The following is a 26,558-nucleotide window of genomic DNA, read 5'->3' as shown; positions in this document are numbered from 1 at the left end:
AGCGGCATCTTAGGGCGCATACCGGCATTCGAAAAGGGCTGACCCGGTTCTTTTCGCGCAATCCTTATTCCATACAGTTTGGCAGCACAGATACGTCGCCATTCGTTTAACGCAGTGCTGTAACGCCACGCCTGAGACGTGAAAGGACTTGACCTTTTGCCCGGTTCAGAGCAGTTTGCCGCCCACCGGTATTTTGATATTGCAATACGAAAGCTAGGAGTCACATGGCTAAAGAAGACGTTATCGAGTTTCAGGGCACTGTCGTTGAACTTCTGCCCAATGCGATGTTTCGCGTGAAGCTGGACAATGACCACGAAATCCTTGCCCACACCTCGGGCAAAATGCGCAAGAACCGTATCCGCGTTCTCGCAGGTGACCGTGTCAGCGTCGAAATGACCCCTTATGACCTGACCAAAGGTCGTATTACCTTCCGTTTCAAGTAATCTGAAACCACGACCAAGCGCAAATTGACCTTGTCTGGCGGGGCGTTTACCCTTGCCGTCAGGGTGCATTTTGCTGCCTGCATCGAAATGTGAGTATTTATCACATTTCTGGTCGGAATGGTCTGGGACGGATATCCGGGAGCCACATCTTGTCGAAACTGATATTGGCATCTGCATCGCCGCGCCGTCTTGAGCTGCTTGCGCAGATCGGAATTGTGCCAGATCAGGTCGTTCCCGCAGATATCGATGAAACACCCATGCGCGATGAAAGTCCGCGTCGGCTGGCGCTTCGCCTTGCCGAGGAAAAGGCACGATTTGTTGCCAAATCCAACGGCGGGGCCTTTGTGCTTGCGGCGGATACGGTTGTTGCCTGTGGCCGGCGTGCACTGGGCAAGGCCGAAGACGCGGCAGAGGCACGCAAGTTCCTTGAACTCCTGTCGGGGCGTCGCCACCGTGTTTATGGTGGCATGTGTGTGATTGCCCCGGACGGAACCGAACGATCGCGCGTGATCGAAACACAGGTAAAATTCCGAACCCTTGGTTCCGATGACCTGAAGCGCTATCTTTCCCATGACGAGTGGCAGGGCAAGGCTGGGGCATACGCCATTCAGGGCTTTGCCGCGACCTTTGTGAAGGCGATCTCGGGATCGTACTCCAACGTTGTCGGGCTGTCGCTGTGCGAGGTGGACGGTCTTTTGCGCGGTCTCGGCTATCACCCCAAAGAGGTTTGATCATGGCAGTTGGCGGCACTCATAACTCCCGCCTGCTGATTGATGCCGTTGCGCTTGAGCGCAGGGTGGCCCTGATCGAAAATGACCGCCTGACCCGTTTGTGGATTGATCGCGGCGGTCCGGCAAGATTTGATATCCATCTTGGCCGTGTTTCCAAAATGATGCCCGAAATGGCCGCCGCCATGGTTGCGCTTGACGGGTTGCCTGATGGGCTTTTGCCGTTTGATCGCTATAACGGCCCGCTGCATGAAGGGCAGTGGGTTCTGGTGCAAATCGCCCGCCTTGGTTTTGACGACAAGGGCGTGAAACTTACCGGCCGGATCGCGATTGAAGGTGTTGGCATGATCCTGCGACCGGGGGCCAACCATATCGAGTTGCCGCGTAAGCTTAAGGACGGGGACCGGCGCACCGAACTTCATGAATTGCTAAGCTCTCTTCAGGCCGGTCACAACGGGATCATGCTGCGTTCCGTCGCACTCGACTGGACGCGTGATGCCATCACCGCCGAATACAAACTTCTGAAATCACAATTGCAAAAGGCCGAAAAGGCCCTGTCCGAGGCATCGAAGCCGCAACTGGTCAGCAAGGCACAATCAGAAACCGATCAGGTGATCGAACGGCATCTGATGGCGGGTGGGCAATGCGTTGTCGATGGCACAAACGAATTCGTGCGGTTGCGTGGATTGCTGACGATGCTGGGTAAGTCGGATGACAATCTTGCGCGTCATGTCGGCAGCCGACTGTTATTCAACGATCAGGGTATCGAAGACGAAATTGCCGCTGCGTTGTCGCCACGTGTCGAGTTGCAGGGTGGGGGCTGGATTGCCATTGACCAAGCAACCGCACTTTGTGCCATTGACGTCAATGCCGCCGGGGCAGATGTCGGGCGTGATAGCGAAACCCGTGCGGTCGAAGTCAACCTTCGGGCCGCCGCCGAAATCGTGCATCAAATCCGCCTGCGCAACATCGGTGGTCTTGTGGTGATTGATCCGCTTCGCATGAAATCACGGGCAGGGCGTGACAAGTTCGATATCGCTATCCGTGATGCCTTTGGCAGCGAGCTTGATGGTGCGGTACAGATTGGTGGCTTCACGCGATTGGGGCTTTATGAGTTCAGTCGCCAACGGGCGGGCGAATCGCTTCGTGCCACGCTGTTTGCCAAACAGGAACGCGCTCCTCTTTTGCGTGATGCCGCGCTCAATGTCGTTTTGCGCGCCGTTGTTGCCGAAAGCCGAAACGGGGTGACCGGGATGGTTAAACTGTGCGTAAACCCTGGTGTGGCGAAGGCACTTGCGGATCAGGCGGATGCGATCCAGATCCTGGCAAATGCATTTGGGGGTGCGCCGAAAATTGTCGCGGACCCGACCCTTGAAGACGATGCCTATCGGTTGGAGAAAAACCACCATGAATGAAAAAAAGATAACGAAAACAGCCAGCTCCGACTGCGTGGTTTGCGGCAAACCGGCTGATGAAAAATACACGCCGTTTTGCTCCAAACGCTGTGCGGATCTCGACCTTGGCAAATGGATGAATGAAAGCTACGCCATCCCCGCCGCCGAGCCGCCCGAGTATCTCGAAGACCTTGAAGATGAAGAAGAATTTTAATCCGACGCGTGATCGCAAAAAAAATGCGATTTGAGGCTGGACAAGCCCCAAAGGAGTTTGTATAACCCCGCTCGTTCCGCAGGGAACACTCCGGAAACGGAGACGAAAGTCGGATTTGCCCAGGTAGCTCAGTTGGTAGAGCAGTGGACTGAAAATCCGCGTGTCGGTGGTTCGAGTCCGCCCCTGGGCACCATCTTTCGGTAGCCAAAAAAACCCGGCCTTCTGGCCGGGTTTTTTGTTTTTTCATCTCAGCTACCGGTCGATTTAATTCGGGATCGGCAGGTCAAACCCGACCTTCTCGCCATTGATCGCATTGCCGATGCCCAGAATGTTTCCCTGTTGGGTCAGCTGGAATTTTCCAGCAGCGTAGCTGTCATCCTGGCAAATCAGTTCCCACCAGCCATGAGCAGGGGCCAGTCGATCATCGCGGACAAATTTGCCAAGGCAGGTCTGCGCGCCATAAACATCAAACATCCCGCCAAAGGCATTGGCCCGAACCCAGGTGTCATAACGCGAAAACGGCCCGATGCGCGACCAGTTCAGATTGATTTTGACCATGGTGTTGGTGCTATAGGGCACGGTCGATGCCGATTGTTTGGTCTGCCAGGCGTCATAGCTGATTTCAGGGGCGGTTGCGGTGGTTGTCGTTTTGCAGCCGCTGATCAGCATGGCAATCCCCATGATCAGGGCGGTCTTGAAAGTGTGGCTACGGCTAAGCATCTTCGCCCTCTGGCAGATTGAATTTGAACAGACTGTAACTGACAAAACGCAATTCGCAAACGGTGCGAAACTGTTATCAATATATGACGGTGCAACCGTTCAGAATCGCCCTTGCATCAACGACTTGATGGGGCCTGTGTCAGGGGTGAATGCGCAAGGTATGTGCAAGCAATCTGTATCAAATGAACCTGATTGCCCCTATTTGTTTTCAAATGAAAACAGAGGGTTGTGCAAAATGCTGATCGGTCTTTTAAGGCTTGATTTTGGGGGCGTTTCTGCCTTTTGTTGCGAAAATCTTACATTCCGCTACCATCATTCCCGCTTCTTGTTTCAAACCGCTGAAACATAAAATTGGTTACTACTTGGTGGCGGAACAGCGCGACGACGCGCTGTGACAATAACTCGCTTAGGGGAACCAGATGGCCGAGAAGCAGATCGAGATCGAACTCAAACTTCGCATCGATCCGAAACATGTCGCGCGTCTTAAAAACGCGCCGGTCCTGCGCGAGGTCAAGGAAGGTCGTCGTCTGGTGACCACGCACCTTGTCTCCATCTATCATGACACGCCGAAACTCTCGCTGGCTGAAAAGGGCCTGGCGGTTCGTCTGCGCAAGAAGGGCGCGACTGGTTGGGAGCAGACCATCAAGGCGACCAACGGCCTGCGTGAAGCCTTGCCTGAGCGTAATGAATGGACGGTCGAGCTTGAGGAAGGTGTTCTTGATCTTGACCGGTTTACCGACAAGGACGTCAAAAAGCTTCTTAAGAAGTTTGTGAAGAAAAAGAAGATCGACCGCATTTTCGAAAGCGATCTTAAACGCGGGGCGGTGGATCTGACCTATCGCGATGCGGTGATTGAGCTTGCCATTGATCAGGGTGTTGTCCGATCTGGCGAGAAGGAAGTGCCGATCTCCGAGGTCGAGTTCGAGCTTAAGGAAGGCCATCCGGCAGCCCTTTTTGACCTTGCACTTGAGCTGCAACGCACCGTGCCGCTGTTACTGAGCATGCGGTCCAAGGCGTCGCGCGGACGTGACCTGTATCTTGGCAATGGGCCGGGTGCCTATCGGGCGGCGGCAGTGCAACTGACCCCGGATATGTCGGCGGAAACCGCGTTTCGTGCCGTGATCGCGCAGGGGCTTCGCATGATCCTGAGTAACGAGGTTTGCGTGCGTCAGGACCTTGATATCGAAGGCTGCCATCAGATGCGGGTGGGCATGCGCCGCCTGCGCGTGGCCCTGAACCTGTTTAAGAAAAACCTGCCCGCGGGCGAGGCCGTATTGCTGCGCCGGTTGTTGAAACTGTGCAGCAAGGGGCTTGATGGCTTGCGCGATTGGGATGTGTTCCTGACCGAGACTCTGCCAATGATCGAGGAACGCTTCCCCGATCACGCGGGTGTGGCGGAGCTGCGCAAGGCCGCTGAAAAGCAACGCGAAGCCGCCCTTGCCAACGCACGGCACATGCTCGATCAGCCGGAATACGGGCAGTTGCTTTTGCTGCTTGGCGCATGGGCAAGCTATTCGCGCTGGGCATCAGGAGCCAGTGCCGCGCAAATGAAGGCGATGGCCGCACCGGTGTCGGAAATGGCCGAACCGCTTTTGGAACAGGCCTATAAACGGGTCACCAAACGCGGTGATCATGTTGCGGGTCTGACGACGCCGCAACTTCATGCGCTTCGTCTTGATGTCAAACAGATGCGCTATGGGACGGAGTTCTTCGGGGCCATCTACGGTTCGAAAAAGGTCAAGAAGTTTCGCAGCAAATTGACGACGATGCAGGAAATCCTGGGCCAGCTTCAGGACGCCGCCGTTGCCGAAGCGCGTTTGATGGCACTTGCACCACAGCTTTCAAAAGACGGGATGATTGCGGTCGGTCTGATATCGGGCTGGTTCGGCGCACGTGCTGATCATCGTCTTGAGGGGATCGAAGATGCCATGCACGATTTCATCGATCAGAAGGTTTTCTGGAAATAGGCACCGTCTGCACTGGGAACGCGAAAGGCTGTCGGGATCACCCGGCAGCCTGTTTCATATCCTGATAGGCGCTTAGAGCCCGCTCACGGCCTTCTTTCAGCCCTATCAGGGGCTCGGGGTAGGTTTTCCCCAACGTTACGCCAGCGGCCTTGAGGATGAGCGGGGAGGCCTCCCACGGTTTGTGGATATATTGTTCGGGCATGTCACGCAGTTCCGGTACCCATTGGCGGACATACTCGCCCTTCGGATCAAATTTTTCGCCCTGAAGCACCGGGTTGAAAATGCGGAAATAGGGGGCCGCATCGGCCCCGCAGCCGCCGATCCATTGCCATGAAAACGGATTGTTGGCCGGGCAGGCATCAACAAGCGTGTCGTCAAACCACTCCAGACCATCGCGCCAATGGATCAAAAGGTGCTTTACCAGGATCGAGCCCACAATCATCCGCACCCGGTTATGCATATAGCCCGTATGCCAAAGTTCGCGCATGCCGGCATCGACAATCGGAAAACCTGTCTGGCCTTTTTGCCAGGCGCGAAGGCCCTTTGCGTCATCTGACCAGGGGAAATGCTTGAACTGGCCCTGAAGCGGCACAGAACGCAGATCGGTTGCATGATACAGGATGTGATGGGCGAATTCCCGCCAGCCAAGTTCGGCGATGAATTTCGAGGCGGTCTTGCCCTTGCCCGGGTTGGCATCGGCATAGTGGTTGGTTGCATGCCAGACCTGATAGGGGCTGATTTCACCAAAGCGCAAATGCGGCGAGAGCTCCGACGTCACCCGGCGGTCCGGGCGATCGCGCATATCGGCATAATCGGTAAGACGATCATCGATAAACTCAAAAAGTTGATCTTTGGCACCCTGTTCGCCGGGGGCGAAACGCTCCTCAAGGCCGCCGGCCCAATTCACCGGCTTTGGCGACAGGTCAAAGTCGGCGATGTTGATTTGTCCATCAACCTCACCCTTGAATAACGCAAGGCTTTCTGGGGCGGACTTTGGTTCGCGCGGGGTGGGGAGCTTCTGGCAGGCCCGCCAGAACGGGCTATAGACCTTGAAATCGGTGCCTGATCCGGTTTTGACGTCCCACGGTTCAAACAAAAGGTTGGCCTTGTGACTTTCGCAGGTCAGGCCGTGGTCCTGAAGGGCTGCCTTGATGTCGGTATCGCGCTTGGTCGATGGATTGTCATAAAGCCGGTTCCAGAACACCGCCTTGACCGGTTTGTCATCGGCAAGGGTTTCCAGAACGGTTTTTGCGTCCCCCTTAAACAGGCGAAGGGCGCGATCAGACTTTGTGTCGCCAAGACCGGCGATATCGCGGTTCAGCGCGGTCAGGCTTTTTTCCAGCCACCATTTCGTCGCGCCACCCAATTGATCCGAAATCACGTCATCCAGGATGAAAACCGGAAGGACAGCACCGTCATGTTCCTTGGCCCATTTGACGGCTGCCAAAAGGGCCGGATTGTCCGCCAGTCGAAGGTCGTTTCGAAACCACATCACGGCGATCGTGCGTTCGGTCATCTGTCTTCCTGTGTTTTTTTGGCGCATTTCGGGGGGATTGTAAGCCGGAGGGGAGAGAGCGTCACGACTGTGACAGCATCTAGAGGGAAGTCATGCCGCTCTCTCTGGCTCGGGGTACATCAAGACTTACGTCTGATGGTTCTGACCAGTTCACTGAAACTTTCCGAAAGAACATCTTTTTTCCATCCGGCGAAACCAAGCACAAGACCGCGCACGGGTTCCGGCCCACTTTTTGACCGGGGATCGTGGAAATACGAAGATAATGCACGACAATCAAGGTCCGCCTTCACCAAGGCTTCCTGCATTTCTATGTCGTCCTGATCCCCGATCAAACGGGCACAAAGATGCAATCCCCCGTCCGAAGGCATTACCGACAGAATATCGGATGCGTCCGCCGTGATCAGGTTCTTAAGGTGCGAACGCCGTTCGCCGTAGCGCAGGCGCATTTTCCGGACGTGACTGCCAAAATGCCCCTCGGCGAAAAAGGCGCCAAGGGCGGCCTGTGTTGTCGGTGCCGGAACACCATCAGCAAAACCGCGAATGCCGCGAAAGGCCGGAACCAGTGCCGGCGGCAACACAAGGTAACCAAGCCGGATACCGGGAAACAGTACGCGCGAAAACGTGCCGACATAGATCACCCGATTATCGGTATCAAGGCCTTGCAGGGATGACAGCGGCGGCCCGTCATAGCGATACTCGCTGTCATAGTCATCCTCGACAATCCAGGCATCATTATCCTGCGCCCACTGCAAAAGGGCGAGGCGCCGGGCAAGCGAAAGCGTCGTACCCAATGGATAGTTACGCGATGGTGTGGTGACCACGATCCGGGCCGGGGAAAGCGTTTGGGCAAGGCCTTCGATGTCGAGCCCATCCTCATCAACCGTAATCGGCTGAACCACAGCACCACTTGACGCCAGAACGCCCCGAATGCCCTCATAGCCCGGGTCCTCGGTGGCGATGATATCGCCGGGATCGACTAGGGCACGTGCGGCAAGGTCAAGCGCCTGCTGCGCGCCCGAAACAATCATCACCTGATCGGCATTGCAATTCACCCCGCGTGATTGCCGAAGCCATTTGGCAATTTCAGAACGCAGCAACGGCAATCCAAGCGGATCATCAGGAATGGTCAGATCAATATCCGGCGCGCGCCATGACCGGCGCAACAACCGCGCCCAAAGATCGAAGGGAAAACCGTCAAGATCGGGTGTTGCCGGGTTAAACGGACGGGCAATGCGAAAGCGCGGAAAGCGTCGCTGATAGGTCAGCATGCGCTGGGCACTTTGACTAAGCCGTATTGGGCGATCGTTTGCCGTCAGGGATTTTTTGTCCGGGCCGTGGTCGCCTGTTTGCATGTCCCGGTCAGGCAGGCTGCTGGCGACAAAGCTTCCGGCGCCGACCCGGGTTTCAAGATAGCCTTCCGATGTCAGCAGATCGAAGCTGGTCACCACCGTGTTGCGTGAGATTCGCAGCGATTTGGCCAGATCCCGACTGGCCGGAAGGCGTTCGCCCGGATGCAGCCGCCCATCCAGAATGGCCGATCTGATCCCGTGATACAGGCGGCGATAGGCGGTGGTGCCGCTATCATCGGCGGTATTGTCCGACTGGCTTGGATAAATCCAGCTGTAATTACTGCGTACCATAGCGACCCCGGTGAAAATTGGCTCTATCAATTTTATTATAATGGACCTTTTGAAAAGTCCAATTTGATCCATGATCGGGTCAAATTCGACGCCTGATTTTTGACGAAGAGGTCCCGCCATGTCCGATCAATACGAAATCCATCCCCACACCAAAGTTGTCCGGGGGCCTAATCGTGCCAGTTATGACCGCGATCAGGTGCATGGCATTATTGATGATGCCCTGATTTGCCATGTCGGAACCGTGGTCAATGGGCGCCCGGCGATGATCCCGACCGCCCATTGGCGGGTGGGGGAGCGGATCTATATCCATGGCGCGTCAAAGAACCGCATACTGGCCGCGATCGCATACGGGGCAGAAGCCTGTCTGTGCATCACGCATCTGGATGGTCTGGTGATGGCGCGTTCGGCGTTTCACCATTCAGCCAATTACCGCTCGGTGGTTATTTACGGCAAAGGAACAGTGGTGAGTGATGACGCCGAAAAGATGGAACATTCCCGGCTGTTTACCGAAAAACTGGAACCGGGCAGGTGGGAACACATCCGTCATCCCAACAAACAGGAACTCAAGGCAACCATGTTCTTGGGCTTTGATCTGGACCAGGTTTCGGCAAAGATTCGCGCCGGCGATCCGGTCGATGACGATGAAGACTATGACTGGTCTGTCTGGGCCGGTGTCCTGCCCTGCACAACGACGTGGGGTGCGCCGGTTGACGATGCGCGCATCAAGCCCGGGTTCGAGGGCAAAGGCTATCAACGCAGTTAAACGCAAAACAGGCTGGCAGATTTGCCAGCCTGTTTCTTTTGGTCTTTAAGGTGGCAAGTGCCGATCAGTCGACCATGGCGGCGGCAATTTTCGCACCAAGGCGGGCGTTATTGCGCACAAGCGCGATGTTGGCTTCAAGGCTTTTGCCCTTGGTCAACTCGGTGACGCGGGCCAGAAGGAACGGGGTTACATCGCGCCCCTGAATGCCTTTTTCTTTGGCCTCGATCAGGGCATCTTCAATTGCCCCTTCGATAGCTTCACGCGCCAGTGCCTTGTCGGCTTCTGGCGGATTGCCAATAACGGCGCCACCTTCAAGGCCGAATTCCCATTTCGAATTCAGGAAAGCTGCAAGTTCTTCGGGGGTATCAAGGCGCAGCGGGGCCTTCTGACCGCTTTCAACCGAATAGAATGCCGGGAATTCATCGGTGCCATAGGCAATAACCGGTACGCCAAGCGTTTCAAGATGTTCAAGCGTTTTGGGGATATCAAGGATCGCCTTGGCCCCGGCGCAGACAACCGCAACACTGGTTTTGCCAAGCTCGGTCAAATCGGCCGACACATCGAAATTACCGGCAAGGTCACGATGAACCCCGCCAATGCCGCCCGTGGCAAAGACGCGAATGCCGGCCTTTTCCGCCAGGATCATGGTTGCCGATACGGTGGTGGCACCGTCGCGTTTCTTGGCAAGGCAATAGGGGATATCACGACGCGACAATTTAAGAATGTCGGTTCCCTTGGCGAAATATTCCAGTCCCTCGGGGGAAAGCCCGATTTTACAGCGACCGCCAATCACGGCGATGGTGGCCGGGATCGCACCGTTATCGCGCACATCCTGTTCAACCGCACGCGCGGTTTCAAGGTTCTGCGGATAGGGCATGCCATGGGAAATGATGGTTGATTCAAGGGCAACAACAGGCTTGCCTGCGGCAAAGGCCTCTGCGACCTCGGGGGCGATATCAATATAGTCCGACATTCCGATATGCTCATATCTGGTTTAAAGTTTTAAAGGCCAGAATTAAACAGATCGACCTTTGAAATCCAGCGTAAAGCAGGGTGTTTTACGAATGGCTGCTGTGCGTTGCGGGGCAACCAATGCCATCGCGGCACGGCACCTGTGTCAGGCACTGCATTGTAAGTCTCTGATTTGGCGGCTATCGTAAACCCACCACCAACCCGTTCAAGGCCCATCTTAGAATGCATTCCAAGCCCACCCTGACCACCGGCCTCCTGATCTTTATGGCGGTCGGAAGCGGTCTGTCCGTTGCCAGTCTTTATTATGTTCAGCCATTGCTGGAACTGCTTGCACGTGAATATGGGTTGAGCGAAACCAGTGCCGGTTTTCTGGTGACCGTGGCGCAGCTTGGCTATCTGACCGGGTTGATTGCTGTGGTGCCACTTGGTGATCATCATGAACGGCGCAAATTACTGACCGTGACCTCGGCCCTGACCTCGGTCGGGTTGCTGGCGATGGGGCTGGCGCCATCATTTTTGATGCTGGTGGTGTTTAGTATTTCGGTCGGGATCACCTGTGTGACTGCGCAAATCCTTGTGCCGCTGGCTGCCCACCTGGCGACGGATGACAAACGCGGGTCTGCGGTGGGGGCGGTGATGGGTGGTCTGTTGCTGGGCATTCTTCTGGCCCGGACATTTTCAGGCATCATGGCGGAGCTTGCCGGATGGCGGTCGGTGTTTATTGCTGCTTCTGTCCTGATGGCGATTTATGCGGTGGCCTGTTACCGGATCATTCCGCATATCCCGCCGACCTCGCATACCAGTTACCGTACGCTGTATCTTTCGATCCTGCATCTGTTTCGCGATGAACCGGTCTTGCGCCGCCGCAGTCTGATTGGCGGGCTGCAATATGCTGTGTTCGGGATTTTCTGGACCTCGATGGCCTTCATGCTGGTGCGCCAATATGGCATGTCCGAAGCCGTGATCGGGCTTTATGGCCTGATTGGTGCAATCGGCATTCTGGCCGCCCGGATTGCCGGAAAGCTCGCCGACAGGGGTTGGGCGCGGCTCAGCACTGGTGCTTTCCTGATGACCACCGTATCAAGCTGGGGGCTGCTGTATTGGGGGCAATGGTCGCTGATTGCCTTTGCGCTTGGTGTGGTCCTGATCGATCTGGGCATTCAGGGGGCGCATATTTCCAATCAAAGCGAGGTCTATCGCCTGAACCCCGAGGCCCGCAGCCGCCTGACCACGGGCTATATGGCCAGTTACTTTCTGGGTGGTGCCTGTGGCTCGGCCAGTTCAGCCATCGCCTATGGCATGGGTGGCTGGCCTGCCGTGGTGGTTCTCGGCGTCGGGGTGTCGGTCCTGTGTGTGGTGATCTGGGCTGCGACCGAATTGCGCTTTCCGGTCAGCCAGATGAAACACGGCGGATAGGCCAAACCCGAAATGCCCAAAGCAAAACGGCCGCCCCATCGGGACGGCCGTTTGCGTAAGAACAAGCTAAGCTGTGCTTAGTTCTTTTCTTTGTCGACGAGCTGGTTTGCAGCAATCCACGGCATCATCGCGCGCAGTTTGGTACCAACTTCTTCGATTTCATGTTCAGCATGCAGACGACGGGTTGCCTTGAACATCGGCTGACCGCAATGCATTTCCTGAACGAAGTCACGGACGAACTTGCCTTCCTGAATGTCGGTAAGAACTTCTTTCATGCGTTCTTTGACAGACGGATCGATCACGCGCGGGCCGGTGACATAGTCGCCGTATTCTGCGGTGTTGGAGATCGAGTAACGCATGTTGGCCATACCGCCTTCATACATCAGGTCAACGATCAGCTTAACTTCGTGCAGGCACTCGAAATATGCCATTTCCGGCGCATAGCCAGCTTCGGTCAGGGTTTCGAAGCCGTATTTGATCAGCTGGGTCAGACCGCCGCAAAGAACAGCCTGTTCGCCGAACAGGTCGGTTTCGCACTCTTCACGGAAGGTGGTTTCGATAACGCCCGAACGACCGCCACCGATCGCCGAAGCATAGGACAGAGCAACTTCAAGCGCGTTGCCAGATGCGTTCTGTTCAATAGCCACGAGGCACGGAACACCGCCGCCACGCTTGTATTCGGAACGAACCGTGTGGCCAGGACCCTTCGGTGCGATCATCATGACGTCAAGATCAGCGCGCGGCTCGATCAGGCCGAAATGAACGTTCAGACCGTGTGCGAACAGAAGGGCGGCACCCTGTTTCAGGTTGTCGCGCAGCTCATCAGCATAGATCGCAGCCTGATGCTCATCCGGGGTCAGCATCATGACAACATCTGCCCAGGCAGCAGCTTCGGCCGGGGTCATGGTTTTCAGACCGGCAGCTTCGGCTTTCTTGCGCGAGCTGGAGCCTTCACGAAGACCAACAACAACTTCCTTAACGCCGGAATCATGGAGGTTCAGCGCATGGGCATGGCCCTGCGAACCGTAACCGATGATGGCAACTTTTTTGGATTTGATCAGATTAACATCTGCATCGCGGTCGTAATAAACACGCATCTTTCGATACCTCTGGACGTTGGACCACGCTGATTTTCATGCGTGGTGGATGGTAATAATTATTATGGGGCAGGCCCCAATGCCGTACCCGATGCGGATCACCGGGCAGGGCAAACTCACATCGTCAGTGTGCCGCGCGAAATCGCTGCCACACCGGTACGCGAAATTTCCGAAAGCCCAAGCGGCTCCATCAATTTGATGAAGGCGTCGATTTTTTCAGGGCTGCCGATGATTTCATACACGAAGGAATTGTTGGTCGCATCCACTGCGCGTGCCTTGAAGATGTCGGCAATACGCAGGGATTCCACACGTTTTTCACCCGTTGCGATCACTTTGACCAGGGCAAGCTCGCGCTCGACACTTGGCCCGGCAAGGGTCAGGTCACTGACCTTGTGCACCGGGACAAGACGCGAAAGCTGTGCCTTGATCTGTTCGATTACCATCGGGGTGCCCGAGGTAACCACGGTGATGCGCGACTGGTGGGCGTCGGCGTCGACTTCGGCAACGGTCAGGCTTTCAATGTTATAGCCACGACCGGAAAACAGCCCGATTACACGGGCCAGAACGCCGGACTCGTTATCCACCAGAACGGATATGGTGTGTTTCGAAATTTCGGTTTCTTTCACGGTTTCGCTCCGCTAGGGCTCGGTCGGGGCAGAACGTGCCGCCCGCGCCGGCCTTTTCATTTTGATGTGATGGGATCAATTCGCACAGATTGTTTGTTTGTGCGGATCAGACCAGAACCATCCCTTCGTCGGAATCAATGGCTTCGTCGCCGTTGGTTTCCTGCCCAAGCAGCATTTCATTGTGCGGCTTGCCCGACGGAATCATCGGATAGCAGTTTTCCTTATCATCGACAGCGACATCCAAAATCACCGGACCATCAATTTCCAGCATCTTCTTGATGGCATCATCAAGATCCGCCGGGTTATTGCAGGTCATGCCGGTGAAGCCAAAGGCTTCGGACAGTTTGACGAAGTCGGGCAGGCTTTCGCTATAGCTTTCGGAATAGCGCGACCCGTGTAGAAGCTGCTGCCACTGACGGACCATGCCCATATAACGGTTGTTCAGGATCACAGTTTTGATCGGCAGACGATACTGCGTCATCGTCGCGCATTCCTGAATATTCATCATAATCGACGCATCACCGGTAAAGCACACCACGGTCGCATCCGGATGGGCGACCTGAACGCCAAGGGCAGCTGGCATGCCATAGCCCATGGTACCCAGACCACCAGATGTCATCCATTCATAAGGATGTTCGAACCCGAAATGCTGGGCTGCCCACATCTGGTGCTGGCCAACGTCAGTGGTGATGTATGTCTTGCGATCACGGGTCAGCGCATGAACACGGCGGATAACGTGCTGCGGCTTGATAACGTCGGTCGGCTGTTTGTAGGAAAGGCAGTGTTTGCTGCGCCAGCCTTCAATTTCTTTCCACCAGCCATCAAGTGCGTTGGCTTCGATCTTGTACTGCTTGGCTTTCCAGATCTTGATCATGTCTTCAAGAACATGGCCAACATCGCCAACGATCCCGATATCGACCGGAACGTTTTTGTTGATCGAGCTCTGGTCAATGTCGACCTGGATTTTCTGCGAGTTCGGCGCAAAGAAATCGAGGTTGCCGGTGACACGGTCATCGAAACGTGCACCGATGGCGACCATGACATCGCAATCATGCATCGACATGTTTGCTTCGTAGGTGCCGTGCATGCCCAGCATGCCGAGATACTGTTTGTCGGATGCCGGATAAGCCCCCAGACCCATCAGGGTCAGCGTGATCGGCGCACCGGTCATGCGGGTGAACTCGGTCAGAAGCTTGCAGGCCTGCATGCCGGAATTGATCACGCCGCCGCCGCAATACAGGATCGGCTTTTTCGCCGATGCCAGCATTTCCATGGCTTCTTCGATCTGGCTGCGTTCGCCCTTGACCACCGGGTTATAGGTGCGGTGCTGAACCTGTGCCGGCTCCAGATACGGTGCCTTGCCAACCAGAATGTCCTTGGGAAGGTCGATAACGACCGGGCCCGGACGGCCGCTTGAGGCGACGTGGAAGGCTTCGTGCATCGTGCGCGCCAGACGATCCGGATTTTTCACCAGATAGTTATGCTTGGTGCACGGGCGGGTAATGCCGGTGGTGTCGGCTTCCTGGAAGGCATCATTCCCGATCAGATGGGTCGGGACCTGACCTGTCAGGCAGACAACTGGAATGGAATCCATCAACGCGTCGGTAAGGCCCGTAACGGCGTTTGTCGCACCCGGCCCCGAGGTCACCAGCACAACGCCGACCTTGCCGGTCGAGCGGGCGTAACCTTCAGCAGCGTGGACAGCAGCCTGCTCATGGCGCACGAGAACGTGACGAATCCGGTTCTGTTTAAATATCTCGTCATATAGCGGTAGGACAGCGCCGCCAGGATAGCCGAACACGACTTCCACACCCTGATCAGCAAGGGCCTGCAACACTACTTCCGAACCGCTTAAAATACGTTCTGCCATGATTTTCGAGCCTCTTTACTTAGCGACAACAACGTGTCGCGTGATAACCGCGTGATTGAAACATGATCCAATTATCCTCGAATTGGAGTTGAAAAATCCGCCTAAACGGCGGTTTTCCGCCATTTCGGCGGGGGAAGGGCCAACCTATCGCCTCACTTTGGCGTGGTCAACAGAAATTGGTTAACATCATGACGCATTTTTGCCGCCAAACTTTCCGAATATTGCGCGTCGATGATTTCCTTGGCTAACATTTGATGCCTGAACCAGGTTAATTGCCGCTTTGCATAGCGTCTGGTTTCGCGCTGTGATTTCTCTTTGGCGGTGGCCAGATCAATCTCCCCGGCAAGGTAAGCTGCAATCTCGCGCACGCCGACAGCCTTCATAACCGGCGCTGTTTCAGGCAATTCCAAGGCAAGCAGCCCTTTGACCTCGTCAATCGCACCCTGTTCGATCATCAGATCAAAACGCCGGTTGCAGCGGTCATACAAAATGTCGCGCGGCGGCATGTAACAAAGTTTCTTGAATTTCATGTTTTCGGGCGGGGTGATCACCGGTTCCGTGTGCCAGCTTGCCAGTCCGCGGCCGGTATGGGCAAAAACCTCGGCGGCGCGAATCAGCCGCTGGGTATTGCTGCCATCAAGGTTGGCGGCGGTTTCAGGGTCTTCGGCCTGAAGTTTGGCAAAAAACGCCGTGTGGCCAAGTTCTTCAAGCTCGTTTGTGACCTGATCGCGAATCCGCGTCGGGATATCGGGGATCGGTGCGATCCCCTCGGTCAGGGCATTCAGATACATGCCCGTACCCCCGGTGATGATCGGAAGTTTGCCACTGGTATGACAATCGGCAATCTCGGCCATCGCCATTTCACGCCATTTCCCGGCTGAGCACGCCTCGCGCCCCGACAGCACGCCATACAGCCGATGCGGTGCACGTGCGATTTCACTGTCATCAGGGCGTGCAGACAGTACACGCAGTTCCTTATAGACCTGCATGCTATCAGCATTGATCACCACCCCGTCAAAGGCCTCTGCCAGATCAAGGGCGAGTGCCGACTTCCCACTGGCCGTCGGGCCAGCGACGATCAGGACAGGGGCAAAAGAACTGCTGGCTTGGATGGCCGACATCAGGGTGCCTTCAGGGTAACGTGTTCAAAGGTCGGCCAGTCTATTGGGTTCGGCGCGACAGGCATAGGAATTTACGACGCAATTTCACGGTAAATAATGCGTCCCGGCCACCGACGATGCGAAAGTTCTCTTGCCACAGTCCGGCGCAATTCGGATAAAGGCGACAACGATGTTTTATGCCTTTTCCGCCAAGGAGCCCGTAGACCATGAAGTTGGTTCTCACCCTGATTGCCGCCCCGAATTCGAATGCGTTGACCAAGGCCGTGATTGATAACGCGGCAATCGCGCTGACCGGGGCGGGCGCACTGGTCGGGGATGTGACGTGGCTTGCAGATGGTGAGGCCTGCGATCTTACTTTTGACGGGATCCCGCTTGATGTCGCCGACACGACGCTTTCCGAGGCAGAGCTTCCGGTCGATGCCATCACCCAGAAGGTTGCCACACGTCGCAAGAAGCTTTTAATTGCCGATATGGACAGCACGATTGTCACCGGTGAAACCCTTGATGAACTGGCCGAGTTTGCTGGGGTCAAGGACCGGGTGGCGGCGATCACCGCACGTGCGATGAATGGTGAACTTGATTTCGAAGCCGCCCTTGATGAACGCGTTGGTCTTCTTGAAGGCATGTCGACCGAGATGCTGAAAGAAGCCTGGAAAACGGTCGACTATACCGGCGGGGCAAAGCAACTGGTTGCGACCATGAAGGCCAATGGCGGGTTTGTTGCCCTGGTGTCAGGTGGATTTGATTTCTTTACCGGTGCCGTTCGGGCCGAGCTTGGCTTTGATTACGATCAGGCGAATGTCCTGATTGAAAAGGATGGCAAGTTGACCGGTAAGGTTCAGAAGCCGGTTCTTGATCGTCAGGCCAAGGTCGATGCACTTGAAGCCCTGTCCGCCCAGCAAGGCATTACGGTAGATGATGCGATTGCGGTTGGCGATGGCGCCAATGATCTTCAGATGATCTCGCTTGCGGGGACTGGCGTTGCCTTCCACGCCAAGCCATCGGTTCAGGAACAGGCGCGCATTTGCATCAATCACGGTGACCTGACCGCACTTCTGTATTTGCAGGGCTACGCGAAGTCGGACTTCGTTTCGTAAGGTACGAACGGTTCAAACGAAAAGGGCGGCCTGATGATCAGGCCGCCCTTTTTTTGATATCAACTTAAGCCCGATGGCTTATTCCTCGGTCGAAAGCGTCAGGCCGAAGTAACGCGGGCCAGCCGATGTTTCGATCAGCATCAGGATGGTGCGTTTGTCATCGTCAACGGCGGCTTTGACCGCATCGACAACGTCTTCGACCGAATCAACCGAACTGTGCGAAGCCTCGATGATAATGTCGCCCGGGCGAACACCCTTTTCGGCGGCATAACTGTCGCCGGAAACTTCGGTGACGATCACACCTTCGGAGCCTTCGGCAAGGTTGTAACGCTGACGCAGGCTTTCATCGACATTGGCGATCTTGATGCCAAGTTCATCGACGCTGGCCTCGGCAACAGCGGGTGCTTGCTCTTCCTGGGAGCTGTCTGCGTTTGTCGCGACGACTTCTTCCTCAAGTTCGCCAAGCTCGACCTGGACGGTCTGCTTTTCGCCATCGCGCCAGATCACAACATCGACCTCCTTGCCGATCTTGGTTTCTGCGACAATGCGCGGCAGACGACGCATGGACTCAACCGTTTTGCCATCAAAGGTCAGGATGACGTCACCCTGTTTGATGCCGGCGGCCTTCGCCGGGCCATCTTCGGAAACGCCGGCAACCATGGCACCGGTTGCTTCATCAAGACCAACCGAGTCCGCGATGTCTTCGGTAACGGTCTGGATGTGAACACCCAACCAGCCACGACGGGTACGGCCATATTCCTTGAGCTGTTCGACAACGCTTTGTGCGATGCCCGCCGGAATGGCAAAGCCGATACCGACCGAACCACCCGAAGGCGAATAGATCGCGCTGTTAATGCCGATCACGTCACCATCAAGGTTAAACAGCGGACCGCCAGAGTTACCACGGTTGATCGAGGCATCCGTCTGAATGAAGTCATCATACGGGCCCTGATTGATGTCGCGGTTACGTGCGGAAATAATCCCGGCGGTTACCGTACCGCCAAGGCCGAACGGGTTGCCGATTGCCATTGCCCAGTCACCGATACGTGCACTGTCGGAATCGCCCCATTTGACGAAGGGCAGATCTTCTTTCGGTTCGACCTTAAGCAGGGCGACGTCGGTTTTCGGGTCGCGGCCGATCAGTTCGGCATCAAGCGTATCGCCATCATGCAGGCGCACGGTGATTTCGTCGGCACCGTCAATCACGTGGTTGTTGGTGACAATGTAACCATCAGCCGAGATGATGAAGCCCGAACCAAGCGCGGTCGCACGGCGGCGTTGCGGCGCCGGTCCGCCCTGGCCACCCTGACCGTTGCGGTCCATAAAATCACGGAAAAGATCTTCAAATGGCGAGCCGGGAGGGAACTGGAAGTCCGGTCCCTGTCGTTCGGCGACCATCTGGCTTGTGGAAATGTTTACAACAGTCGGCAGAAGCTTTTCGGCCAAGTCTGCGAAACTCTCAGGAGCGGGGCGGGCATTCGCGATCTGCGAAACACTGGTCACGCCAAGGAGAACAATCACCAGTGCGGCGGTTACCTTCGCCCGCACCGGGTTGTATAATGCGTCTAGCATGTGTCTGATCCTGTTCGTTGCCGCGTTCACGGTATGTGTCATTCTCATTGAGCAGCGCGCGGCGGGACTGTATTTCACCCGTCGCTTAAGTAATCAACTTAACCCCGACTTTGGCAGAATTTGGGCGGCACTGGGAAAAATCAAGGAAATGTAAGCACAATATCGTGACGAGGACCGATTGCGCGGCAGTTCCCCTGATCCTGAGCCCGGTTGCTAAAGCCAGGTCCGTACTGCCCATATTCCACCAATCGCGACGACAGCGGCAACCAGACCGCCAATGCGCAACTGCGATTCAGGAATTTCCTGAACAAGCTCCATCACCCTTTTCAGGCCGCCGGGAAACAGCGTGTAAAGCATACCTTCCAACGCGATGGCCAGAAGTATGGCTGTTGCAAGTTCCTTCATGATCAGGGACGTTCCGGCGTTTCTTTGTGATCTGTCAGACTGTCGTCCGACAAATCGAATTTATAAAAACAAAAAGGGCGACCAGCCCAATATGCAGGTCGCCCTTATGTTTTGTCTAGCGGCTTGTCGCTGGGCCAGACTTATTAAAGTACTGGAAAAACTCGCTGTCTGGTGAAAGCACCATGGTCGACCCGTTATCAAGCGCAATTTTGTAGGCTTCGAGCGAACGATAGAATTCGAAGAATTCCGCGTCCTTGCCATACGCTTTACCCAGGATGACGTTCCGCTGCCCATCGCCTTCACCACGCAGGACTTCGGCCTGACGGTTGGCTTCGGCGATGATGCCGATACGTTCACGATCAGCTTCTGCCTGGATCTTCGCCTTGAGCTCTTCACCTTCTGCGCGAAGCTGTGCTGCTTCGGCAATACGCGAAGAACGCATACGGTTATATACCGCCTGCGACGTTTCCTGCGGAAGGTCGGTACGACCGATACGAACGTCAATCAGTTCGACACCGAACTCTTCTGCCGGCTTGATCAGGGTCGACTGGATTTTCTCCATGATCTGCGCACGGTTGTCCGAAAGAAGCGTCACAAGCGGGGCCTGTGCCAACTCACCACGGATGACCGAGTTCAGACGCTGACCAAACAGCTGCACAAAGTTGGCAGAGTTGGTTGCGCGCTGACGGAAGATCAAAGGATCGATGATTTTCCAACGTGCAAAGCTGTCAACATTGACACGCTTCTGGTCAGACAGAAGAACCTGCTGAACCGGCGGATCAAGTTCCAGAATACGACGTTCGTAATATTCAACGTTCTGGATCGGCAGTTTGAAATGCAGGCCCGGTTCGGAAACCGCATGGACCGGATTACCAAACTGAAGAACGAGTGCCTGCTGATCCTGACGTACGGTAAACACGCACATCGAACCAACGACAGCAGCAATAACCAGGACGACGCCAGCGGCAATAAGTTTAGGACTTGCCATTAGTTGTTGCCTCCTGCATTCGCACGTTTCTGAACTTCCGGAAGCGGAAGATACGGGACAACGCCGTTACCTTCGCCGTTCTGTTCCATGATGATCTTGTCAGACTTGCTCAGGATCTCCTGCATGGTTTCCAGATACAGACGACGGGTCGTCACATCCTTGGCCGTCAGGAAGGAATTGTAGATGGAGTTAAAGCGTTCAGCTTCACCCTCTGCTTCCTTGGTGACACGATCCTTGTATGCGCGGGCCTGAAGAACCTGACGTTCTGCTTCACCCTTTGCACGCGGGATGATGTCGTTACGATAGGCCAGTGCTTCGTTCTGGGAACGATCACGGTCCTGACGGGCACGCTGCACATCGTTAAAGGCATCGATAACGTCGCGCGGCGGGTCCACTTTCTGCATTTTCACTTCGGCAATGAAAATACCGGACTCATAACCGTCCATGATTTCCTGAAGCAGGGTACGGGTCTGTTCTTCAACCCGGACACGGCCAACAGTCAGTGCTTCTTCAAGGTCGGTTTTACCGATGACCTCACGGATCGCACTTTCAGATGCCAGCTTGATGGTGTTTTCAGGATCACGCACGTTAAACAGGTAGGAACCTGCATCGCTGATACGCCACTGAACAACATAATCGATGTCGATGATGTTCTGGTCACCGGTCAGCATCAGGCTTTCTTCGGGCACATCACGCGATCCGTTGGATGTCACCGTGCCTGCACCGCGATAGCCAACCTCGATCTGGTTGGTTCGTTCGACGTTCGGCTTGATGACCTCGCCAATCGGGGCCGGAAGGAAGTAGTTCAGACCCGGACCCGTGGTGCCAACCCATTTACCGAACAGAAGCGTTACACCCTGTTCGCCTGGCTGGACACGATAGAAACCGGTCAAAAGCCACAACCCGATTACGGCGATACCGATCAGGACAAAGCCCTTGTATCCGCCACCACCGGGGAACAGCCGTTTAAGACGTTCCTGGCCTTTACGAATCATTTCATCAAAATCGGGGGGCGTATTTCCGCCGCCGCCACCACCGGAAGGACGCTGTCCCCACGGGTTCTGGCCGCCACCTTTGTTTCCGCCGCCGCCCCAGGGGCCACCGCCCCCTTGATTATTCCAAGGCATCGAGTTTCTTCCTCTTCTTGCCGTTCGGTGTTTATCTTTGTTTACCGAGCTTGGGGTAAGCCCCAATGCATGCTCCGTCCAACAAGATCAAATTCGCTGATAGAGCCCGGACATGCCGGGAAAATCAGACTTTTTTCTCACCAGTTTTGTACCCAACCTGTGATACGCCGGTTGGTACTGCAACAGATTGTAGCCAAAAGCAAACTCACGAAATCTTGTTGGACGGAGCATGCCCTTAGGCCTTATATGACAGGTTGCCTTGCAAAACAATGATACGCGCCTGCAAGTTCTGTGTGACCACGGACTTAAGCCGAAATTTGGAGACCGCAATATGACTTCCCTCAACCGTGAACAGATTACTGCCGCGCTCGATAGCGTAATCGACCCAGTCGACGGCCAATCAATCACAGCCAAGGGCATGGTGCAAGGTATTGATATTCATGACGAAACTGTCAATGTTATGATCGCCGTTGATCCCGAACGCGGCCCCGCTCTCGAAGATTTGCGCCAAGCGGCAGAAAAAGCGGTGGCTGCTGTGAACGGGGTCACAACTGCCCGTGTGGCGCTTACGGCAGAGCGTCCCAAGGCCGCCGCCCAGCAAAGCACACAGCCGTCGCAGCCATCACAGCCAAGCCGTCCGGCTCAGCCGGGCCAGCGCCCGCAGGGTGGCGTTCAGATGCCGCTGGAATTGCCGACCGTGCGCAGCATCGTCACCGTGGCGTCCGGCAAGGGCGGGGTGGGTAAATCAACCACCTCGGTCAACCTTGCATTGTCGCTGGTGGCCAAGGGGCTCAAGGTCGGCCTGCTGGATGCCGATATCTATGGGCCGAGCCTGCCGCGCATGATGGGCCTTCGCGATGCCAAGCCGGTGCCGTCGAAAGAACATCAGGGCAAAATGATCCCGCCATCGGCCTTTGGCATGCGGATCATGTCGATCGGTTTCATGATCGAAGAAGAACAACCGGTGATCTGGCGTGGCCCGATGGCAATGGGCGCGCTTGAACAGCTTCTGCGTGATACCGACTGGGACGATCTAGATGTGCTGGTGGTTGATATGCCGCCGGGCACGGGCGACATTCAGCTTTCCATGGCACAGCGCGTACCGGTGACCGGGGCCGTGATTGTGTCAACCCCGCAGGACATCGCCCTTCTGGATGCGCGCAAGGGGCTTAACATGTTCCGCAAGGTCAATGTGCCTGTGTTCGGGCTGATCGAAAACATGTCCTATTACAAATGTCCGGAATGCGGCCATGTCGATCACATCTTTGATCACGGCGGCGCGCACAAGGCGGCGGATGAACTGGGCGTGCCGTTCCTGGGTGAAATCCCGCTGGATCTTAAAATTCGCCTCGGCGCAGACGAGGGCAAACCTATTGTCCAGACAGAGCCCGAAGGCGAACATAGCAAGGCCTATGGGCTGATTGCCGACAAGATCGCCGCCGCCATCGAAGAGCGCGTCGGCCCAGCAGAAGCGCCGAAGAAAAAAGGTCTGTTCCCCAAGATCAGCTTTAAATAAGTGTCCTCTTCGAAGGCAAAGAAAAACCCCGCCAGATTGCTCCGGCGGGGTTTTTTGTTTGTTTTGCCTGAGGCCTGATTAAACGGCTTCGGCCATGAAGGATGGCATCCAGCCTTCATTAAGCTCGCGCAGCTCGGAAAGCGATACTTTGTCGCCGCCATCAATGACGACCGAGTCACCGCCGGCCTGACCGATAATCACGGCTGCGACATTCGCACTGCCGGCAGCGTTCAGGACCTTGTCCGGATCGCGGGTGGCGATCACGTAGCGGCCCTGATCTTCGCCAAACAGCCATGCGACTTCGCTGCCTGCTTCTGGCAGATGCAGGTCTGCACCGATATTGCCCGCAAGGCACATCTCGGCAACGGTGACCAGCAGGCCGCCATCGGCGATATCGTGGCAAGTGCGCACCAGACCCAGTTCGATCAGTTCACGCACCAGCGTACCAGCACGCTTTTCAGCCCCCAGATCTACCGGCGGCGGGGCGCCTTCTTCGCGACCTTCGATGGTCTTGAGATACAGCGACTGACCCAGTTCACCGGTGGCCGCACCGATCATGATCAAAGCGCTGTCATCGCGCTTGATGCCAATCGTTGCATGGTGACCGAGATCGGAAATCAGGCCAACGCCGCCAATGGCCGGGGTCGGCATGATGCCGACGCCATTGGTTTCGTTGTAAAGCGACACGTTGCCCGACACGACCGGGAAATCCAGCGCGATGCAGGCTTCGCCAATGCCCTGGCAGGCACCAACGAACTGACCCATGATGCGCGGGCGTTCCGGGTTGCCGAAGTTCATGTTATCCGTGATGGCAAGCGGCTTGGCGCCGGTTGCAACCAGGTTGCGGTATGCTTCGGCAACGGCCTGTTTGCCACCTTCGACCGGATCGGCCATGACATAGCGCGGGGTGCAGTCGGTGGTCGCGGCAAGGCCCTTGTTGGTACCTTCGACGCGGACAACGCCGGCATCACCGCCCGGACGGACAATCGTGTTGCCACGCACCAGATGGTCATACTGTTCCCAGATCCAGCGACGCGACGCGAGGTCGGGCGATGCGATCAGGGTTTTCAGCGCGTCAACATGGCTGACCTTGGCCGAAATGCTGTTGGGATCGATGCGATCCTGTTTCGGGGTCGGTTCCCACGGACGATCATATTCCGGCGATGCTTCGGCCAGCGGATCAATCGGAAGATCCCCGGCAACTTCACCATGCCATTTCAGAACCATGCGCTTGGTATCGGTGAGCGTACCGATAACGGCAAAGTCGAGTTCCCATTTGTCAAAGATCGCCTTGGCGGCATCTTCGCAACCGGGTTTGAGGACCATCAGCATGCGTTCCTGCGACTCTGAAAGCATCAGCTCGTAGGGCGTCATGCCTTCTTCGCGCATCGGAACTTTATCAAGCCAAAGTTCAACACCAACGCCGCCCTTGGACGCCATTTCGAATGAGGAGGAGGTCAGGCCAGCCGCACCCATATCCTGAATGGCGACGATCATGTCGGTCGCCATCAGCTCAAGGCACGCTTCCAGCAGGAGCTTTTCGGTGAACGGATCACCGACCTGAACGGTAGGACGCTTTTCTTCGCTGTCATCATCAAACTCGGCTGATGCCATGGTCGCGCCATGGATACCGTCACGTCCGGTTTTCGAGCCGACATAAACAACCGGGTTCCCGATGCCAGCGGCAGCTGAGTAGAAGATGTTATCGGTATCGGCCAGACCCACGGTCATCGCATTGACCAGGATGTTGCCGTTATACGAAGCGTGGAAGTTGGTTTCGCCACCGATGGTCGGAACGCCCATGCAGTTGCCATACCCGCCGATGCCTTCGACCACACCGCTCAGCAGGTGGCGGGTTTTCGGGTGATCAGGCTCTCCAAAGCGAAGCGCATTCAGGTTTGCGACCGGACGTGCACCCATGGTGAACACGTCACGCATGATACCGCCAACACCGGTTGCGGCCCCCTGATAGGGTTCGATAAAGGACGGATGGTTGTGGCTTTCCATCTTGAAGACGGCAGCCTGACCATCACCAATGTCAATCACACCGGCGTTTTCGCCCGGACCCTGAATGACCCAGTCGGCCTTGGTCGGAAGGGTTTTCAGCCATTTTTTCGACGACTTGTAGGAGCAGTGCTCAGACCACATGACCGAGAAAATGCCAAGCTCGTTGATGTTTGGTTCGCGACCCATGATTTCGAGAACGAGTTTGTATTCTTCTTCGTTCAGGCCGTGTTCCTTGACCAGTTCCGGCGTGATCGGGGTGCTGTTGAAATCGTTGGAGCTCACGATGCTGCCTCCACCATGCTTTTGAACAGATTGCGGCCATCGGTGCCACCATGCAGCGGATCGATTGCATTTTCGGGGTGGGGCATCATGCCAAGGACGTTGCCCGCCTCGTTGATGATGCCGGCAATGTTGCGCTGTGAACCATTGAGGTTGGTCGCCGGATCCACTTTGCCATCCACATCGCAGTAACGCAGAACAACGCGACCTTCACCTTCAAGGCGGTCAAGCGTGTCGCTGTCGGCAAAATAGTTACCGTCGTGATGGGCGACCGGATATTCGACAATCTCGCCTGCGCCATAAAGATTGGTAAAGCGCGTATCGGCATTTTCGACTTTCAGGTGCGTGTTCTTGCAGATGAATTTCAGGCTGGCATTGCGCATCAGTGCACCGGGCAGAAGGCCTGCCTCGGTCAGGATCTGGAAGCCGTTGCAAACGCCAATGGTGGTTACACCCTGTTTGGCACGCTCGGCAACCGCGCGCATGATCGGCGACTTGGCCGCCATGGCGCCACAACGCAAATAGTCGCCATAGGAAAAGCCACCCGGGACCATGATGATGTCGGTCTTTGGCAGCTCGGTGTCGCCATGCCAGACCAGGGTGGGCTCGGTGCCGGTGGCCTGCTTCAGTGCTGCGATGGCGTCATTCTCCCGGTTGATGCCGGGAAACAGGATGACAGCGGATTTCATGAAATACCGTCTCTTGATTAGTGTCGGTTACTTAATCCCGATAGACAAAGGCCCTGCCGTGACAAGACCCCGCCCGCCACGGGCGATCAGGCCAGCTCGATGCTGTAATCTTCGATCACGGTATTGGCGAGAAGCTTCTCGCACATTTCCTTGACCTCGGCTTCGGCCTTGGCGGCATCGGTGCCATCCAGTTCGAGTTCGATGAATTTGCCCTGACGGACGTCATTGACGCCATCAAAACCCAAGCCCTGAAGGGCGTGGTGAACGGCTTTGCCCTGCGGGTCGAGAACGCCGTTCTTCAGGGTGACATGAACACGTGCTTTCACGAGAAGCTCCTTTAAGTTCGCATGCGCGGGTCTCGCGCGGGGTTCTGTTTGCAAACAAAACGCTG

24 protein-coding genes and 1 tRNA gene are annotated in these 26,558 nt (G+C 56.0%); 10 read left to right on the top strand and 15 right to left on the bottom strand.

Translation table 11 applies throughout. The features are described from left to right. Positions 1-224 precede the first annotated feature (224 nt). The 5 genes from infA to FHI25_RS00545 all read left to right on the top strand — a co-directional run bounded on the left by infA (position 225) and on the right by FHI25_RS00545 (position 2,972). The gene (gene infA / locus FHI25_RS00565) at positions 225-443 is read left to right on the top strand and encodes a translation initiation factor IF-1 (protein WP_007092059.1); all 219 of its coding nucleotides are present in this window, start codon (positions 225-227) and stop codon (positions 441-443) included. Between the two features lie 149 nt (positions 444-592). After that, a complete protein-coding gene (locus FHI25_RS00560; protein ID WP_197145542.1) occupies positions 593-1,174 on the top strand; it encodes a nucleoside triphosphate pyrophosphatase in 582 nt (193 codons plus the stop codon). A gap of 2 nt (positions 1,175-1,176) precedes the next feature. Next, entirely contained in the window at positions 1,177-2,586 is a 1,410-nt protein-coding gene (locus FHI25_RS00555) for a ribonuclease E/G (protein WP_210514071.1), read from the top strand. Beyond that, positions 2,579-2,779, top strand: coding sequence for a DNA gyrase inhibitor YacG (gene yacG, locus FHI25_RS00550; RefSeq protein WP_008891756.1), 201 nt, complete (start codon positions 2,579-2,581; stop codon positions 2,777-2,779). The genes FHI25_RS00555 and yacG overlap by 8 nt, the downstream gene beginning before the upstream one ends. Before the next feature lie 117 nt (positions 2,780-2,896). Continuing rightward, positions 2,897-2,972: transfer RNA gene (locus tag FHI25_RS00545), tRNA-Phe, on the top strand. 71 nt (positions 2,973-3,043) lie between these two features. Here the strand turns inward: FHI25_RS00545 and FHI25_RS00540 are convergent. Continuing rightward, the gene (locus tag FHI25_RS00540; RefSeq protein WP_210514067.1) at positions 3,044-3,499 is read right to left on the bottom strand and encodes a hypothetical protein; all 456 of its coding nucleotides are present in this window, start codon (positions 3,497-3,499) and stop codon (positions 3,044-3,046) included. Positions 3,500-3,918: 419 nt separating this feature from the next. Between FHI25_RS00540 and FHI25_RS00535 the strand changes: the two genes are divergently transcribed. Continuing rightward, on the top strand, positions 3,919-5,466 hold the full coding sequence (locus FHI25_RS00535; RefSeq protein ID WP_210514065.1) for a CYTH and CHAD domain-containing protein: 1,548 nt from the start codon (positions 3,919-3,921) through the stop codon (positions 5,464-5,466). Between the two features lie 37 nt (positions 5,467-5,503). Here FHI25_RS00535 and FHI25_RS00530 read toward each other — a convergent pair whose 3' ends face one another. Both FHI25_RS00530 and FHI25_RS00525 read right to left on the bottom strand, forming a co-directional pair. Further along, positions 5,504-6,982 carry a deoxyribodipyrimidine photo-lyase gene (locus tag FHI25_RS00530; RefSeq protein ID WP_210514063.1) on the bottom strand — a complete coding sequence of 493 codons (1,479 nt, stop codon included), beginning with the start codon at positions 6,980-6,982 and terminating at the stop codon, positions 5,504-5,506. Between the two features lie 119 nt (positions 6,983-7,101). Continuing rightward, positions 7,102-8,622, bottom strand: a complete 1,521-nt coding sequence (locus tag FHI25_RS00525; RefSeq protein ID WP_210514061.1) for a PLP-dependent aminotransferase family protein — start codon at positions 8,620-8,622, stop codon at positions 7,102-7,104. Positions 8,623-8,740: 118 nt separating this feature from the next. On the opposite strand from FHI25_RS00525, the gene FHI25_RS00520 reads away from it, so the two are divergent. Then, complete coding sequence (locus FHI25_RS00520) at positions 8,741-9,385, top strand: pyridoxamine 5'-phosphate oxidase family protein (RefSeq protein ID WP_210514059.1); 645 nt, start codon at positions 8,741-8,743, stop codon at positions 9,383-9,385. A gap of 64 nt (positions 9,386-9,449) precedes the next feature. Here FHI25_RS00520 and FHI25_RS00515 read toward each other — a convergent pair whose 3' ends face one another. Beyond that, on the bottom strand, positions 9,450-10,358 hold the full coding sequence (locus tag FHI25_RS00515) for a pseudouridine-5'-phosphate glycosidase (protein WP_210514057.1): 909 nt from the start codon (positions 10,356-10,358) through the stop codon (positions 9,450-9,452). Between the two features lie 221 nt (positions 10,359-10,579). On the opposite strand from FHI25_RS00515, the gene FHI25_RS00510 reads away from it, so the two are divergent. Beyond that, a complete protein-coding gene (locus FHI25_RS00510; RefSeq protein WP_210514055.1) occupies positions 10,580-11,773 on the top strand; it encodes an MFS transporter in 1,194 nt (397 codons plus the stop codon). A gap of 77 nt (positions 11,774-11,850) precedes the next feature. On the opposite strand, the gene ilvC is transcribed toward FHI25_RS00510, so the two are convergent. The 4 genes from ilvC to miaA all read right to left on the bottom strand — a co-directional run bounded on the left by ilvC (position 11,851) and on the right by miaA (position 16,487). After that, positions 11,851-12,870 (bottom strand): ketol-acid reductoisomerase, encoded by a 1,020-nt coding sequence (ilvC, locus tag FHI25_RS00505; protein ID WP_008891746.1) that lies wholly within the window; start codon positions 12,868-12,870, stop codon positions 11,851-11,853. Between the two features lie 116 nt (positions 12,871-12,986). Beyond that, on the bottom strand, positions 12,987-13,496 hold the full coding sequence (ilvN, locus tag FHI25_RS00500; RefSeq protein ID WP_008891745.1) for an acetolactate synthase small subunit: 510 nt from the start codon (positions 13,494-13,496) through the stop codon (positions 12,987-12,989). Positions 13,497-13,602: 106 nt separating this feature from the next. Further along, positions 13,603-15,366 (bottom strand): acetolactate synthase 3 large subunit, encoded by a 1,764-nt coding sequence (locus tag FHI25_RS00495; RefSeq protein WP_210514053.1) that lies wholly within the window; start codon positions 15,364-15,366, stop codon positions 13,603-13,605. 152 nt (positions 15,367-15,518) lie between these two features. After that, positions 15,519-16,487: a tRNA (adenosine(37)-N6)-dimethylallyltransferase MiaA gene (gene miaA, locus FHI25_RS00490; RefSeq protein WP_210514051.1), complete on the bottom strand. Its 969-nt coding sequence runs from the start codon at positions 16,485-16,487 to the stop codon at positions 15,519-15,521. Positions 16,488-16,693: 206 nt separating this feature from the next. Between miaA and serB the strand changes: the two genes are divergently transcribed. After that, complete coding sequence (gene serB / locus FHI25_RS00485) at positions 16,694-17,584, top strand: phosphoserine phosphatase SerB (protein WP_210514049.1); 891 nt, start codon at positions 16,694-16,696, stop codon at positions 17,582-17,584. Between the two features lie 78 nt (positions 17,585-17,662). Here serB and FHI25_RS00480 read toward each other — a convergent pair whose 3' ends face one another. The 4 genes from FHI25_RS00480 to hflK form a co-directional block, all read right to left on the bottom strand. Further along, entirely contained in the window at positions 17,663-19,156 is a 1,494-nt protein-coding gene (locus FHI25_RS00480) for a DegQ family serine endoprotease (RefSeq protein ID WP_210514047.1), read from the bottom strand. A 213-nt stretch (positions 19,157-19,369) separates the two neighbouring features. Beyond that, positions 19,370-19,561, bottom strand: coding sequence for a DUF2065 domain-containing protein (locus FHI25_RS00475; RefSeq protein WP_210514045.1), 192 nt, complete (start codon positions 19,559-19,561; stop codon positions 19,370-19,372). A gap of 115 nt (positions 19,562-19,676) precedes the next feature. After that, entirely contained in the window at positions 19,677-20,549 is an 873-nt protein-coding gene (locus tag FHI25_RS00470) for a protease modulator HflC (RefSeq protein WP_064779519.1), read from the bottom strand. Further along, positions 20,549-21,676 (bottom strand): FtsH protease activity modulator HflK, encoded by a 1,128-nt coding sequence (gene hflK / locus FHI25_RS00465; RefSeq protein WP_064779518.1) that lies wholly within the window; start codon positions 21,674-21,676, stop codon positions 20,549-20,551. The genes FHI25_RS00470 and hflK overlap by 1 nt, the downstream gene beginning before the upstream one ends. A gap of 331 nt (positions 21,677-22,007) precedes the next feature. On the opposite strand from hflK, the gene FHI25_RS00460 reads away from it, so the two are divergent. Further along, on the top strand, positions 22,008-23,192 hold the full coding sequence (locus tag FHI25_RS00460) for an Mrp/NBP35 family ATP-binding protein (protein ID WP_210514043.1): 1,185 nt from the start codon (positions 22,008-22,010) through the stop codon (positions 23,190-23,192). Positions 23,193-23,270: 78 nt separating this feature from the next. On the opposite strand, the gene purL is transcribed toward FHI25_RS00460, so the two are convergent. The 3 genes from purL to purS all read right to left on the bottom strand — a co-directional run bounded on the left by purL (position 23,271) and on the right by purS (position 26,493). Further along, the gene (gene purL, locus FHI25_RS00455; protein WP_120224558.1) at positions 23,271-25,481 is read right to left on the bottom strand and encodes a phosphoribosylformylglycinamidine synthase subunit PurL; all 2,211 of its coding nucleotides are present in this window, start codon (positions 25,479-25,481) and stop codon (positions 23,271-23,273) included. Next, entirely contained in the window at positions 25,478-26,167 is a 690-nt protein-coding gene (gene purQ / locus FHI25_RS00450; protein WP_008891732.1) for a phosphoribosylformylglycinamidine synthase subunit PurQ, read from the bottom strand. The genes purL and purQ overlap by 4 nt, the downstream gene beginning before the upstream one ends. 86 nt (positions 26,168-26,253) lie before the next feature. Further along, positions 26,254-26,493: a phosphoribosylformylglycinamidine synthase subunit PurS gene (purS, locus tag FHI25_RS00445; RefSeq protein ID WP_008891731.1), complete on the bottom strand. Its 240-nt coding sequence runs from the start codon at positions 26,491-26,493 to the stop codon at positions 26,254-26,256. Positions 26,494-26,558 lie beyond the last annotated feature (65 nt).

This window comes from Thalassospira sp. ER-Se-21-Dark (assembly GCF_017922435.1).
GTDB lineage: Bacteria > Pseudomonadota > Alphaproteobacteria > Rhodospirillales > Thalassospiraceae > Thalassospira.
This window is presented reverse-complemented; position numbering and strand designations above follow the sequence as displayed.

Coding starts and splice junctions, on each gene's coding strand:
- infA (WP_007092059.1), top strand. CDS start 225: ATGGCTAAAGAAGACGTTATCGAGTTTCAGGGCACTGTCGTTGAACTT.
- FHI25_RS00555 (WP_210514071.1), top strand. CDS start 1,177: ATGGCAGTTGGCGGCACTCATAACTCCCGCCTGCTGATTGATGCCGTT.
- yacG (WP_008891756.1), top strand. CDS start 2,579: ATGAATGAAAAAAAGATAACGAAAACAGCCAGCTCCGACTGCGTGGTT.
- FHI25_RS00540 (WP_210514067.1), bottom strand. CDS start 3,499: ATGCTTAGCCGTAGCCACACTTTCAAGACCGCCCTGATCATGGGGATT.
- FHI25_RS00535 (WP_210514065.1), top strand. CDS start 3,919: ATGGCCGAGAAGCAGATCGAGATCGAACTCAAACTTCGCATCGATCCG.
- FHI25_RS00530 (WP_210514063.1), bottom strand. CDS start 6,982: ATGACCGAACGCACGATCGCCGTGATGTGGTTTCGAAACGACCTTCGA.
- FHI25_RS00525 (WP_210514061.1), bottom strand. CDS start 8,622: ATGGTACGCAGTAATTACAGCTGGATTTATCCAAGCCAGTCGGACAAT.
- FHI25_RS00520 (WP_210514059.1), top strand. CDS start 8,741: ATGTCCGATCAATACGAAATCCATCCCCACACCAAAGTTGTCCGGGGG.
- FHI25_RS00515 (WP_210514057.1), bottom strand. CDS start 10,358: ATGTCGGACTATATTGATATCGCCCCCGAGGTCGCAGAGGCCTTTGCC.
- FHI25_RS00510 (WP_210514055.1), top strand. CDS start 10,580: ATGCATTCCAAGCCCACCCTGACCACCGGCCTCCTGATCTTTATGGCG.
- ilvC (WP_008891746.1), bottom strand. CDS start 12,870: ATGCGTGTTTATTACGACCGCGATGCAGATGTTAATCTGATCAAATCC.
- FHI25_RS00495 (WP_210514053.1), bottom strand. CDS start 15,366: ATGGCAGAACGTATTTTAAGCGGTTCGGAAGTAGTGTTGCAGGCCCTT.
- miaA (WP_210514051.1), bottom strand. CDS start 16,487: ATGTCGGCCATCCAAGCCAGCAGTTCTTTTGCCCCTGTCCTGATCGTC.
- serB (WP_210514049.1), top strand. CDS start 16,694: ATGAAGTTGGTTCTCACCCTGATTGCCGCCCCGAATTCGAATGCGTTG.
- FHI25_RS00480 (WP_210514047.1), bottom strand. CDS start 19,156: ATGCTAGACGCATTATACAACCCGGTGCGGGCGAAGGTAACCGCCGCA.
- FHI25_RS00475 (WP_210514045.1), bottom strand. CDS start 19,561: ATGAAGGAACTTGCAACAGCCATACTTCTGGCCATCGCGTTGGAAGGT.
- FHI25_RS00470 (WP_064779519.1), bottom strand. CDS start 20,549: ATGGCAAGTCCTAAACTTATTGCCGCTGGCGTCGTCCTGGTTATTGCT.
- hflK (WP_064779518.1), bottom strand. CDS start 21,676: ATGCCTTGGAATAATCAAGGGGGCGGTGGCCCCTGGGGCGGCGGCGGA.
- FHI25_RS00460 (WP_210514043.1), top strand. CDS start 22,008: ATGACTTCCCTCAACCGTGAACAGATTACTGCCGCGCTCGATAGCGTA.
- purQ (WP_008891732.1), bottom strand. CDS start 26,167: ATGAAATCCGCTGTCATCCTGTTTCCCGGCATCAACCGGGAGAATGAC.